Consider the following 12,434-nt stretch of genomic DNA (forward strand, 5'->3'; position numbering starts at 1 on the left):
CCGCAATATGCGCCGGGAAGCCCGGTTTTTCAAGGCTTGGCGGGCGTTCCGGCGATATAGGCGTCATGAAGCGCCAGCACCGCGTCGAAGACGTGATCGACGCTCAGATCCTCGATGGGAGCGAACTGGCCGCGCGTCTCGTTCGAGGCCGCCGTGCGCGTCTTCGGTCCCCAGGGACCGTACAGCCACCACTCCGTCGGGCCGAACAGGCCCAGTGTCGGCCGCCCCAGGGCCGCCGACACGTGCATCAGGCCGGAGTCATTGCCGACGAACAGGTCGGCCCGGTCGATGGCGGCGGCCGAGGCCAGGATGTCGCCCTTGCCGACGAAGTCGATGCCGCGCGCTCCCGCAGCTTCCAAGGCCGGGGTCGCCGGCGGCCGGTCGCCCGGCCCGCCTACCGGCATGAACCGCCAGCCGTCGAAGCGCGGCTCGGCCTTCAGCTTCTCCACCAGGGTGCCCCACCGGTCGGCGGGCCAGCTCTTGCCCGGCTGGTGCGCGATGGGGGCCAGGGCGATGATGCGACCGGGACCGGCGCCGCCCGCCAGCTGCGGATCGATGACGGCGGCGGCCTCGGCCCGCGCCTGATCGTCCAGGAAGATTTCGGGGTCCAGCGGCGTCTGCGATCCCATCAGACGCGACACCATCTCGATCTTGCGCAGCCCCGTCTCCCAGGACCGATTGTAAACGATGCGCCGCTTGGCCGGGACCAGATAGCTCAGGGCCGAACCGCGGATGTCGATCACCAGGTCCCACCGCGTGCCGACCGCCTGTTTCCACAGATCGACCCAGTGTCCGGCCATCTTCTTCTTGTCGAGCACGATGGTGCGCACGACGCCGGGCGCCGAACGGAAGAAGGGCGCGGGCGGACGGCCGCAGGCGACGGTGATCTGCGCTCCCGGAACCTGACGCGCGATCTCGCGGATCACGCCCGAGGAGATGACGCAGTCGCCGATGCGGTTGGAGGTGACGAACAGGACTTGGGACATGTGGCCTTATCGACCGCCGTGACGGAAGATCAAGTCGCTATTGCTTGGTTTGCTTGAACTCGCCCGTCGCGTCGGAGGTCGGAGATTTCAGCTCTCGCGCCATCGTGTCCCGGATTTCGTCGAGCGCCGATGCGCTGCTTGTCTCCAGGCCCGCCGCCACCAGCGCGTCGCTCAGGTGACGCGCCATGTCAGCAAGCATCACTCCCCAAACCGTCGCTTCGCGCAATCCACTGTCTCGGTATGTCCCAACATTGAGGACACAATGGAGGCCACGGTTCGCCACCCAGAGCCGAGCCATTTCCACGGACATTTCGTCCTCCAGCGCAGCAGGCGGAATTCCAATTGATTTCATCAGCGTCTCTCACGACACGAGGAGGGAACAGGCAACTTCGGACGCTCCATGGAACACCTTACACGCCCCGATGGCGAGACACTCGCCTTCAAATGTGTCGATGGCTCCGGCCCGACCGTCGTCTGGATCGGCGGCTTCCGCTCGGACATGGAGGGGACCAAGGCCCTGGCCCTGGAGGCGGCGGCGCGCGAACGCGGCTGGACCTTCCTCCGTTACGACCATTTCGCGCACGGCCAGTCCTCCGGCGACTGGCGCCAGGCCACGATCGGCCGCTGGCGTGAGGACGCGGTCGCCTTGATCGACAGCCTGTCGGGCCCGATCATCCCGGTCGGCTCGTCGATGGGCGGCTGGGTCGCCCTGCTGGCGGCTCTGGCGCGGCCGGAACGGATCAAGGGTCTGGTCCTGGTCAACCCGGCCCAGGACTTCACCGAACGACTGATGTGGCCCGGCCTGGCCGATCACGAGCGCCAGGCCATCCTGCGCGAGGGCGAGACCCTGATCGTCGAGGAGGGCCTGGGCGAATACGTCCTGACCCGCCGGATGTTCGAAGAGGCGCGCGACTGGCTGCTGCTGGACGGCGTCATCGACATCGCCGCCCCAATCCACATCCTCCAGGGCCGCGCCGACGACGTGGTCCCCTGGCGCCACCAGGTCGAACTGGTCGAGCGTTTGAACGGCGGCCACGTCCGCCTGGACCTGATCGACGGAGGCGACCACCGGCTGTCCAAGCCGGCCGACCTCGATCGACTGGTCGCGGCGGTAGAGGGGATGCGGGGCTAGGCCCTACCCGCGGTCATCCGGTCATCCTGAAAGGCGTGGCCAGGCCGTCGACAGACGGCGTTGGGTGTCAGCGCATCGTCGGAATGACGAAGGAGCTGTCCGAGTGCTCCAGCGCCGAATCGGGCCAGCGGGCCGTCACGGTCTTGGTCTTGGTCCAGAAGCGGACGCCCTCCATGCCGTGCTGGTTGATGTCCCCGAAGGCCGAGCGCTTCCAGCCGCCGAAGGTGTGATAGGCGACCGGCACCGGGATCGGCACATTGATGCCGACCATGCCCACATTGACCCGGGCGGCGAAGTCGCGGGCCGCGCGACCGTTCTGGGTGAAGATGGCGACGCCGTTGCCGTACTGGTGGTTCGACGGCAGGGCCAGGGCCTCCTCGAAGGTCTCGGCGCGGACGATCTGAAGCACCGGGCCGAAGATCTCTTCCTGATAGGACGACATCTCGGGCTTCACATGGTCGAACAGCGACGGGCCGATGAAATAGCCCTTCTCATGCCCCTGCAGGCTGAAGTCGCGGCCGTCGACGACCAGTTCGGCGCCTTCCTGCACCCCCCTCTCGATCCAGCCGGCGACGCGGTCGCGGTGCTGGGCCGTAACGACGGGACCATAGTGAGCGCCGGCGTCGGTCGAGACGCCGACCCGCAGCGAGGGGATTTCGGCGACCATTCGCTCGCGCAGTTCGTCGGCGGTCTTCTTGCCGACCGGCACGACCACCGGCAGGGCCATGCAGCGCTCGCCGGCCGAGCCATAGGCCGCGCCCGCCAGATCCTTGATGACCTGATCCATATCGGCGTCCGGCAGGACGATGCCGTGGTTCTTGGCCCCGCCCATGGCCTGAACCCGTTTATGGTTGGCGGCGCCGGTCTGATAGACATAGTGGGCGATGTCGGACGAACCGACGAAGCTGACGGCGTGGACCAGCGGATGGGTCAGGATGGCGTCGACCGCCGTCTTGTCGCCATGCACCACGTTCAGCACCCCATTGGGCGCCCCGGCCTCCAGCATCAGCTCGGCCAGACGCACCGGCAGGGACGGATCCCGCTCCGACGGCTTCAGCACGAAGGTGTTGCCGACGGCGATGGCCACGCCGAACATCCACATCGGGATCATGCCGGGGAAGTTGAACGGGGTGATGCCCGCCACCACGCCCAAGGGCTGGCGCATCGAATAGACGTCTATGCCGGGGCCGGCCCCTTGGGTGTATTCGCCCTTCAGGGCATGAGGGATGCCGCAGGCGAACTCGATCACTTCGAGCCCGCGCTGGATGTCGCCCTTGGAGTCGGCGATGACCTTGCCGTGCTCGCTGGACAGCAGTTCTGCCAGCTCATCCATCCGCGCCTCGACCAGGCGCTTGAAGTCGAACATGACGCGGGCGCGGCGTTGCGGATTGGTGCTGGCCCAGCCGTCGAAGGCGTTTTGCGCCGCCTGGACCGCCCGATCGACCTCGCTGACGCTGGCCAGCTGGACGCGGGCCTGGACCTCGCCGGTATTGGGATTGAAGACGTCGCCGAAACGGCCGGACGCGCCTTCGAAAGCCGCACCGTCGATGAAATGGCGAATGTCGCGCACCATACCTGAGATTCCCTATGACGTTCTTGCTGTTACGACCGTCATAGCAGGCAAGATTGGTCTCTTGCAGCCCCAAGCAGCGGAAAACGCTCCCCACACTCAACGGCCGACGTGCGCGCTTTAAGATAACGACAACAGTTCTCAAACAACAGGGCCCGCTCCACCCTCATGGACGTAGGGTCATTTACGTACACAAGTGTAAAAATATTTCCGCTAATGATTGTCACGAAGCTTGACTGTCACCGTACTGAAATAGTTGTTCCAACTCCCTTCTAAGTTGATATAAAACCCTTCAATTCAACCACCGACGTTAACTCGCCCTCTAGCGGCGAAGCGTCGGTCGGGACTGGGCGGGAGGCCAGGACGTGGAGTCTTTTGCAGAAAGCATCCTCATGGATGCCCCTATGGCTATTGTCGCGATCAACGGGTGCGGCACGGTTCGCTGCGCCAATGCCACTGCTGAGCGATTTTTCGGTCGATCCTTGATCGCGCCTGCCGTCGATATTCGCGAGTTGCTCGAGGATTTCGACGTCGCTGCGCTGGCCTCGCCCTCGGCGGTCGAAGATATCAACGCCGCAAGCCGCAGCGCCGGAAAAGACCTGCACAGAAGGGCGAGGCGCGTCGATGGCGGGCAAGCCTTCGTCGACGTGCAGGCTGCGCGGTTCTCAATGGCGGGAGAAGACCTGGTCACCCTGTTCATCCAGGATATGACGGCCTCCGTCGCGGCCGAGGCGGCGCTTCAGGACGTCAAGCTGCAGATCATTCACAACTGGCGGCTGAACTCACTCGGAGAAGTGGCGTCAATGCTGGCCCATGAACTCAATCAACCGCTTGGCGCCGCTGTCAATTATCTTGCGGCTGCGGACTCAGCCCTAGGCCGGCGCGAGACTACCACCGAGGTGGCGGACATGATGCGAGCGGCCCGAGGTCAGGTCGAGCGTGCAACAGACATCATACGGCGCCTCCGGTCACTCCTGACCCACGACAAGGGATTCCAGACTCGAGAGAATGTCGCCGAGGTGATCAACGAGATCCTGCCGATCCTGCACGTTCATGCACGAGAAACAAAGGCCGAGATCACCGCCCGGATCGATCCGGGCGACTTCACCCGTTGCGACCGCGTCCAACTGCAGCAAGTCGTGTTGAATCTGGCCAGGAACGCCATGGACGCGCCGACCACAGGCGCGGCGCGCAAGGTAGAGATTTCGGGCCGGCCCACACCCCAGGGATACCTCATGGTGGTCAGCGACAATGGTCCGGGCGTGCCGTCGGAAATGGCCGAAAAGCTGTTTGAACCGCTCGTCAGCAGCAAGCCGGGCGGAATGGGACTTGGCCTTACGATCTGCCGAACCATTGTCGAAGCCCATGGCGGCGGCATTAATCTCGCACCAAGTCCACTCGGCGGCGCCGCGTTCGCCTTCACCCTCAACGCCAATGTGCATGATCTTCATCTTCCCGGCGACGCTCCCGAACGGGACGTCAACCAACACAAGTACAGGCAAGGCCCTGCAAAGGCCGCAGGAAGGCGCTCATGATCACGACTACAGTCGGCAAGCCTCTGTTTCGTCGCCAATTATCGACGCCGAGTAGGTACTTGCCACTATTGAACGCCGCATAGGCTAAACTAGAAATGGTGTATGGGATCACGTGGAATCATTGCCGCCGAACTCCTGCCGGCTGACGACAAGGCGGCCGCGACGCTGATCGCCTTCGACACCCTTATTCAGCAACTGGATCAGCTTCTCGACCATCGGTTCGTTGATGGAAACCTGAGTGAATCGACGGTCCAGGCCTTGAATATCGTCGAAAGGGCCGGCCGGCGCGGCCTCAGGCAGTGTACGCTGGTCGACGCCATGAACCTGCCCGCAGCGACCATCTCACGAATGGTCGATGGCCTCGTCAAGAACGACCTGATCAACCGCAGCGCCCATCCGACGGATCGGCGTGTCACGATGCTCTCCCTGACGGCGGTGGGCGAGCAACGTCTCGCGCGTCGTCGCGCCGACTACCGCGGCTTTGCTGCGGCTCTGCCTCCCGAGGCGGTCGAGGCCATGCGCACGATGTCGCCGATGTTGGACGACTTCATCCAGTCCCTTGCGACGACCGCTCGGGAAGAAGCCGCTTAGGACAAAGGTTGCACACAGCAACCTTTTCACACCTCAACTCAGATTAACCCTGACTTAGGCCTAACCGCACATCCTTTCCGGAGCATACGAAAGGGTGAGCATGTCTGCAGATATGGAACTTCAGAAGCGGTTGGATTTTCTGAAGTTGGACGCTCGCGCCAAAACGGCGCTTTCTCAAACGCGACCTGCGATTGAAGCTGCCCTGGGGCAGAGCCTGGACGCATTCTATGATCAGGTCCGCGCCACCCCTGAAGTCGCGAAGTTTTTCAACTCCGAAGACCATATCTCGGGCGCGAAAAATGCTCAATCCAAGCACTGGTCCCTTATCGCCTCGGGGGATTTCACGCCCGAGTATGTCGAGGGTGTGCGTCGAATCGGACTTACCCATGCCCGGATCGGGCTCGAGCCGCGCTGGTATATCGGTGGCTATGGACTGATCCTCAACGGTCTGATCAAGGCCATCGTCAAGGCGCACTCCAGCAAGCGCGGCCCGTTCGGCCGCAAGGACGACGGAGACGCTTTGGGCGAGGCCATCGCCAGCGTGGTCAAGGCCGCCATGCTGGACATGGACATCGTCATCTCCCTTTATCTTGAGGCGGCCGAAACCGCTCGGCGAGAGGCGGACGAGAAGCGCGCCCAGGCCGAGGCCGAACAGAACCGCGTGGTCGCCGCCACGGCGGACGCCCTGACTGCACTGGCCCAGGGCGATCTGACGGCGCGGATCCACACCGACTTCCCCGGCAGCTACGCGCGGCTGAAGGAAGACTTCAACGCGGCCATGGCCCAACTGGACGCCGCCATGGCGGAAATCTCGGGCAACACCCAGGCCATGCAGGCCGGGGCAAGCGAAATCAGCGAGGCCGCCGACGACCTGTCGCGACGCACCGAACAACAGGCCGCGACCCTGGAAGAAACGGCCGCCGCCCTCGACGAGATCACCGCCACGGTGAAGAAGACCGCAGAAGGGGCCCACCAGGCCGCGACGGTCGTGGAGACGTCGCGCGTCGCGGCGGAGAAGTCGCGGGAGATCGTGCATCGCGCCGTCGACGCCATGGGGGCGATCGAATCTTCAGCCGACAAGATCGGTCTGATCATTGGCGTCATCGACGAGATCGCCTTCCAGACCAATCTTCTGGCGCTAAACGCCGGCGTCGAAGCGGCCCGCGCGGGCGAGGCCGGTCGCGGCTTTGCCGTAGTCGCCTCCGAGGTCCGGGCCCTGGCTCAACGCTCGGCGGAAGCGGCACGAGAAATCAAGTCCCTGATCACGGCCTCATCCGTTCAGGTGAAGTCAGGCGTAAGTCTGGTCGGGGAGACGGGTGAAGCCCTGTCGGCCATCGTCGCGCGGGTGATGGAAATCGACCAGTTGATGTCCGAGATCACCGCCTCCACCCAGGAACAATCCACGGCGCTTCACGAGGTCAATACAGCGGTAAACCAGATGGATCAGGTGACGCAGCAGAACGCGGCCATGGTCGAGGAATCCACAGCCGCCAGCCACAATCTGACGCAGGAGGGCGCGCGTCTGGCCTCGCTCCTCGCACGGTTCCAGGTCACAAACCAAAACAGTGCGGGACAGGCCGGCAGGGCAACAGCAAAGCCTTCCCACAGCGCGCCGTCGCCGCGCTCCTCACGCCCGGCCCAACCGGCCATGCGGCAAATAGGGTCCGCAGCGCTCGCCGCAGCGCCCCAAACAAGCGATTGGGAAGAATTCTAACCCAGGCGCGTCACCACTCTATGGGCCTTCCGTCCCAGGCGAAAAAGCGGCCGCTATCAGACGGCTGCAGCCCATCGACGACCCGTAGAAGCGCCTGAGCCGCGTCAGTCGGCGACAACCGGCCGGCGACCGGCGAACGCGCGGGAAAGGGAGCGCTGAGGCGGGTTTCGACCGTTCCCGGATGTAGCGCGGCACAAATCCCCAGCGGATGGGTCCGTCGGTGTTCAACGGCTAGCGTGGCGATGAACATGTTAAGCGCGGCCTTGGAGGCCCTGTAGCCGTACCACCCCCCCAGCCGATTGTCCGAAATACTGCCCACGCGCGCGGACAGGGCCGCAAAGACACTGGGCCGGTCGCGGGGCGTCAATGGCAGAAAATGCTTCGCCACCAAGGCCGGTCCGACGGCGTTGACGAGAAACAACTGCTGGAGGGCAGAGGCGTCCAGAGCCCGCATCGTCTTCTCAGGCGTCAGGCCCTGACCTTGAAGCAAACCGGTCGCGACGATGACGCGCGACGGCAGTCCCTGGAGAGCGACGGCCTCTGCCGCGCGGGCGATCTGCGCCTCGTCGGTGATGTCCGTCTCGATGAAGCGCCAAGCCGCGTCGTCAGGCCAGTCGGACGGCCTGCTCCGCCCCAGCCCGATCATGCCGTCATAACGATTCTGCGCCGCCAGTCCTTGCAGCAAGGCGGCCCCGATACCGCCCCCGGCGCCGACCACAACGGCGAGATTTCCTGTCCCGGTCATCAGCCCCTCAGTCACTTTCAAATATGGCGTCGATCCGCCGCGCGAGAACCTTCATTTCGAAGGGCTTGGTCAGAATATGCATCCCCGGGTCGAGATCCCCGCCGCTCAAGACAGACGTCTCGGCATAGCCCGTGATGAACAGCACCTTCAGTCCAGGCCGACCGACCCGCGCTGCGTCAGCCAACTGCCTGCCGTTCATCCCACCGGGCAGTCCCACATCGGTAATGAGAAGATCGATGGCTCGCCCGGAGTTCAGGATGGCCAAGCCTTCACGACCATCCCCCGCTTCCAACAGCTTATAACCGTCGTCCGCTAGGCCCTCCGACAGCAGCATACGTATCGTGGCTTCGTCATCGACGATAAGCACCGTCCGCTGTCCCCGCGAGAGCGTAGATGCGGGCGCATCTTCGACGTCTTCGCCAAGGTCGAGTGCGCCGAGATATCGAGGCAGATAAAGGCAGATCGCGGCGCCCTCGCCCGGTCGGGAAAAGATCTGAACCTGCCCGCCTGACTGCTGGACGAAGCCATAGATCATCGACAGGCCGAGGCCGGTGCCCTGGCCGAGGGGCTTGGTGGTGAAGAAGGGATCAAAGGCGCGCACGATCACGTCGTCCGTCATGCCCACGCCCGTATCTGTCACGCAGATGCGCACATACTCGCCCGCCTCCAGATGAAAGCCGGCGTCCACGGACCTGTCCATCCAGCGGTTGGACATTTCAAGCGTCAACTGTCCGCCGTCCGGCATAGCGTCGCGCGCGTTGATGCAGAGGTTGAGGAGCGCGTTCTCCAGTTGGCCCGGATCGACCAGCACCGGCCAGAGACCGGTTTGATAGCCGGTTTCGAACTGGATGGCCGGCCCGATGGTCTGACGGATCAGGTCCTCCATGCTGCGCGCCAAGCTCTCAACGTCTATGCCCTTCGGCTCCAGCGTCTGGCGACGCGAGAAGGCGAGGAGACGATGCGTCAGCGCACTCGCTCGTTGCGCCGCCGCCTGGGCCGCAGAAATGAACCGGCCCGCCTCCGCCACTCGCCCCTCGGCGATCCGCTTGGCCAGAAGCTCGAGACTCCCCGAGATGCCGGTCAGCAAATTGTTGAAGTCGTGGGCGATGCCTCCGGTCAGTTGACCCACGGCCTCCATTTTCTGCGACTGGCGCAGGGCGGCCTCGCTGGCCATAAGTTTGGCGGTCCGCTCCTCAACCGTCCGTTCAAGGGACGCCGCCAACTTGGCCAGATGCCGTTCGGCCCGTCGGCGTTCGCGCGCCGCCAGGGTGCGCTCGCCGACGTCGCGAAGAAATCGAAGCTCGTCCTCTTGCCAGGCGCGCGGCGAAGCGTGGTTTAGATAGACCAACGCCACCATGCCCGCCTGGTCCCGCAGGGGCATGTTTACGACAGCGCGGGCCTTGATGGCTTCCAGCATCGGCGCGGTCGCCAAGGTGCGCGGGTCCTCCCGGGCATCAGAAAAGGAGACGGTTTCGCCCCGCTTCAGGTCTTCGATATAGGAGCCGTAGTCGCGGAAGTTCAGCACCCCCGCCAGGGTCTGCACGCCCGGCGCATTCCAGTCGCGTGTGATCGTGATCGTTTCCTCGTCTCGATCCACAATGCCGAATCCAACTCGGCTTAACTCCAGGGCGCGCCCCAGTATCTCTGATGCGGCATAGGTGATCTCCTCCGGATCCTCGAGATCACGCAAGACGTCCGAAAGCTCCACCATGGCCGTACGGAGGCGTTCGGCTCGTACACGCTCGGTGACGTCCGTGGTCACGCCCGCGATGCGACGAGGCCGATCTTCGGCGTCGAGCACCAGTATGCCTCTCGCCTCCATCCAGCGCACATCACCCGACGGAGTAATGACCCGGTGAATGATGTGATAATCGGCGCCGTCCCGAATGGTCGCCTCGCTTTGCGCGAGCACCGCGTCGCGGTCGTCGGGATGGATCATCTTCTGACGATCCTCGTAGGTGAAGGTCGTATCGACCGGCCAACCCATCAGTGTCTTGTAAGCGTCAGAGGCGACCAGGGTGCGTGTCTGCACATCGACGCTCCACGCGCCCAGACCACCGGCCCGCATCGCCAGATCCAACTCGCGATCCCGGTCGCGATCCGCCCGCAGCCTGTTTGTCAGTTCAGCCTCAAGCGCGGCCTTGTCGATCTGCAAACCGGCGAGGCGCTCGCGCTCAATAGTCACGTCGACCTGGCTGGCGAAGAAGTATGTGAGCGCTCCGTTCGCATCGAACACCGGCGCCATCAGCAGACGGTTCCAGAAGCCCTGCCCGTCCTTGCGATGATTGCGGATGTCGATCTCAATCGGTCGGACGGCGTCCACCGCTTGCCGGATCTGACGCACGGTTTCGGGGTCCGTCTCAGGCCCCTGCAGAAAGCGGCAGTTGCGCCCGACGATCTCCTCACGGGCGTAGCCTGTGAGCCGACAGAAGGAGTCGTTGGCGAACACCACGGGATTGTCGGCTTGCCGAGGGTTGGTGATGATCATCGGCATACGCGTCGCGCGCACCGCCGAAACGAAAGGGTCCGTGCCGCCGTCCAGGCCCAGAACCTCCGCCGCAATCCGCTCAGCTTCTCGCCTGAGGTGGTCTGCGCTTTTCGGATCATAAGGGTCGGACTCAGTCAATCGCCTTCACCTCCGCTGCGCATGGTCAAAGGGGCGCACGGGCATCAAAACACACGAAAAGCTCTACGGTTCATCACGCCCGTCGGATGTCGAGCTCGGGCATTTGGGGCACCTTGAAGACCCAGAACGCGCCTTTGACCGATTTCGTACACAAAATGCCCGCACCGCTCAGCTTAAACTACCGTAACCATTAAAGAAATCCCGAACATAGCGGAACCGACTCCGCGCCCGGCCATTAGTTTTGGCGGCCCGGCTTGGCGGGTCGGAGCACACATCATGAAGATCGCGCAGGTCACCCCGCTTTATGAGGCCGTTCCTCCGAAGCTATACGGCGGAACCGAGCGCGTCGTGGCGCATCTGACCGACGCCCTGGTGGATTTGGGGCACGACGTCACCCTGTTCGCCAGCGCGGACGCACAGACCCGGGCGCGGCTGGTTCCGGTTCGCGATCAGGCCATTCGCCTTGATCCAGCCCCCCTGAAATCTGACCTCGCCGCCCACATGTCGATGCTGGGAGAAGTGCTTGACCGCGTAGATCAGTTTGACGTCATCCACTTCCACACGGATATGATCCATTTCCCCGTGTTCAGACCCTATGCGGACAAGACGGTGACCACCCTTCACGGTCGTCTGGACATGAAGGATCTGCCGGGCGTCTATGCGCGGTGGACTGAATTCGGCCTCGTCTCCATTTCTGACGACCAGCGCAGGCCGCTGCCGCTCGCCAACTGGAAGGCCACCGTCCACCATGGCATGCCGGGAGAGCAATACCTGTTCTCCCCACAGTCGCAGGGCTATCTGGCCTTCCTCGGTCGGATATCCCCCGAGAAGCGCCCTGACCGCGCCATCGAGATCGCCACCAAACTGGGCAAGCGCCTTAAGATCGCGGCCAAGGTGGACGCCGCCGACAAGATCTATTGGGAGGAGACCATCCGTCCGCTGGTTGAGGGCAATCCGCTGATCGAGTTCGTTGGCGAGATCGGCGACCACCAGAAGTCGGCTTTCTTGGGCGGCGCCGACGCCCTGCTGTTTCCGATCGACTGGCCCGAGCCCTTCGGCCTGGTGATGATCGAGGCCATGGCTTGCGGCACGCCCGTAGTCGCTTTCCGTTGCGGCTCAACGCCAGAGATTATCGAGGACGGCGCCACCGGCTTCCTGGTCGACACCATGGAACAGGCTGTTGCGGCGGCTAGTCGCGTCCATCTGCTGGACCGCGAGGCCGTCAGGGCCCGGTTCGATTTGCGTTTCTCGGCCACCGCCATGGCCCGCCGCTATCTGGACGTCTATGGTGATCTGCTGGCGCGTCGGCCGTTCGCCGCAGCGGCCTTGGGCGCCGCGCCCCCCCTGAATAGCGGCGTCACCCCCATTCGCCCAATCACCGAAGACCGCACCTTCGCCGCAAGCGCCTAGCGTCGCCTTACCGGTTTCATGAAGAAAAACAGGCGGCGGAGGTGAACCCTCCGCCGCCTTCGCCATTTGATCACTCAAGCGGCTCCTGAGCGCCGCAATAGGGTGGATAGGCTCAGGACAGGCCT

At 64.0% G+C, this 12,434-nt stretch carries 10 protein-coding genes; 5 read left to right on the top strand and 5 right to left on the bottom strand.

Annotation, left to right across the window (positions count from 1 at the left end):
• Positions 1-29 precede the first annotated feature (29 nt).
• Both ACW17X_RS09265 and ACW17X_RS09270 read right to left on the bottom strand, forming a co-directional pair.
• Positions 30-986 carry a glycosyltransferase family 9 protein gene (locus ACW17X_RS09265; RefSeq protein ID WP_492096881.1) on the bottom strand — a complete coding sequence of 319 codons (957 nt, stop codon included), beginning with the start codon at positions 984-986 and terminating at the stop codon, positions 30-32.
• 37 nt (positions 987-1,023) lie between these two features.
• Positions 1,024-1,338 carry a DUF5076 domain-containing protein gene (locus ACW17X_RS09270; RefSeq protein WP_492096882.1) on the bottom strand — a complete coding sequence of 105 codons (315 nt, stop codon included), beginning with the start codon at positions 1,336-1,338 and terminating at the stop codon, positions 1,024-1,026.
• A 48-nt stretch (positions 1,339-1,386) separates the two neighbouring features.
• Here ACW17X_RS09270 and ACW17X_RS09275 point away from each other — a divergent pair, with 48 nt between their 5' ends.
• The gene (locus tag ACW17X_RS09275) at positions 1,387-2,118 is read left to right on the top strand and encodes an alpha/beta fold hydrolase (protein ID WP_492096883.1); all 732 of its coding nucleotides are present in this window, start codon (positions 1,387-1,389) and stop codon (positions 2,116-2,118) included.
• Between the two features lie 67 nt (positions 2,119-2,185).
• On the opposite strand, the gene ACW17X_RS09280 is transcribed toward ACW17X_RS09275, so the two are convergent.
• The gene (locus ACW17X_RS09280; RefSeq protein ID WP_492096884.1) at positions 2,186-3,691 is read right to left on the bottom strand and encodes a CoA-acylating methylmalonate-semialdehyde dehydrogenase; all 1,506 of its coding nucleotides are present in this window, start codon (positions 3,689-3,691) and stop codon (positions 2,186-2,188) included.
• 401 nt (positions 3,692-4,092) lie between these two features.
• Here ACW17X_RS09280 and ACW17X_RS09285 point away from each other — a divergent pair, with 401 nt between their 5' ends.
• The 3 genes from ACW17X_RS09285 (at position 4,093) to ACW17X_RS09295 (ending at position 7,528) form a co-directional block, all read left to right on the top strand.
• Positions 4,093-5,223, top strand: a complete 1,131-nt coding sequence (locus ACW17X_RS09285) for a sensor histidine kinase (RefSeq protein ID WP_492096885.1) — start codon at positions 4,093-4,095, stop codon at positions 5,221-5,223.
• Between the two features lie 102 nt (positions 5,224-5,325).
• Positions 5,326-5,814, top strand: a complete 489-nt coding sequence (locus tag ACW17X_RS09290; RefSeq protein WP_492096886.1) for a MarR family winged helix-turn-helix transcriptional regulator — start codon at positions 5,326-5,328, stop codon at positions 5,812-5,814.
• Positions 5,815-5,914: 100 nt separating this feature from the next.
• Positions 5,915-7,528, top strand: a complete 1,614-nt coding sequence (locus ACW17X_RS09295; RefSeq protein ID WP_492096887.1) for a methyl-accepting chemotaxis protein — start codon at positions 5,915-5,917, stop codon at positions 7,526-7,528.
• A 10-nt stretch (positions 7,529-7,538) separates the two neighbouring features.
• Here the strand turns inward: ACW17X_RS09295 and ACW17X_RS09300 are convergent, their stop codons facing one another.
• Complete coding sequence (locus tag ACW17X_RS09300) at positions 7,539-8,273, bottom strand: SDR family NAD(P)-dependent oxidoreductase (protein WP_492096888.1); 735 nt, start codon at positions 8,271-8,273, stop codon at positions 7,539-7,541.
• 7 nt (positions 8,274-8,280) lie between these two features.
• Positions 8,281-10,899, bottom strand: a complete 2,619-nt coding sequence (locus tag ACW17X_RS09305; RefSeq protein WP_492096889.1) for a PAS domain-containing protein — start codon at positions 10,897-10,899, stop codon at positions 8,281-8,283.
• Positions 10,900-11,175: 276 nt separating this feature from the next.
• On the opposite strand from ACW17X_RS09305, the gene ACW17X_RS09310 reads away from it, so the two are divergent.
• Positions 11,176-12,309: a glycosyltransferase family 4 protein gene (locus ACW17X_RS09310; RefSeq protein WP_492096890.1), complete on the top strand. Its 1,134-nt coding sequence runs from the start codon at positions 11,176-11,178 to the stop codon at positions 12,307-12,309.
• The last annotated feature ends 125 nt before the right edge of the window (positions 12,310-12,434 follow it).

This window comes from Brevundimonas sp. FV1ye4L (assembly GCF_058681255.1).

What these genes read in the sequence shown, in the direction of transcription:
- ACW17X_RS09280 (WP_492096884.1), bottom strand. Translation starts at nt 3,691, where the DNA reads ATGGTGCGCGACATTCGCCATTTCATCGACGGTGCGGCTTTCGAAGGC.
- ACW17X_RS09295 (WP_492096887.1), top strand. Translation starts at nt 5,915, where the DNA reads ATGTCTGCAGATATGGAACTTCAGAAGCGGTTGGATTTTCTGAAGTTG.
- ACW17X_RS09265 (WP_492096881.1), bottom strand. Translation starts at nt 986, where the DNA reads ATGTCCCAAGTCCTGTTCGTCACCTCCAACCGCATCGGCGACTGCGTC.
- ACW17X_RS09310 (WP_492096890.1), top strand. Translation starts at nt 11,176, where the DNA reads ATGAAGATCGCGCAGGTCACCCCGCTTTATGAGGCCGTTCCTCCGAAG.
- ACW17X_RS09300 (WP_492096888.1), bottom strand. Translation starts at nt 8,273, where the DNA reads ATGACCGGGACAGGAAATCTCGCCGTTGTGGTCGGCGCCGGGGGCGGT.
- ACW17X_RS09290 (WP_492096886.1), top strand. Translation starts at nt 5,326, where the DNA reads ATGGGATCACGTGGAATCATTGCCGCCGAACTCCTGCCGGCTGACGAC.
- ACW17X_RS09270 (WP_492096882.1), bottom strand. Translation starts at nt 1,338, where the DNA reads ATGAAATCAATTGGAATTCCGCCTGCTGCGCTGGAGGACGAAATGTCC.
- ACW17X_RS09285 (WP_492096885.1), top strand. Translation starts at nt 4,093, where the DNA reads ATGGCTATTGTCGCGATCAACGGGTGCGGCACGGTTCGCTGCGCCAAT.
- ACW17X_RS09275 (WP_492096883.1), top strand. Translation starts at nt 1,387, where the DNA reads ATGGAACACCTTACACGCCCCGATGGCGAGACACTCGCCTTCAAATGT.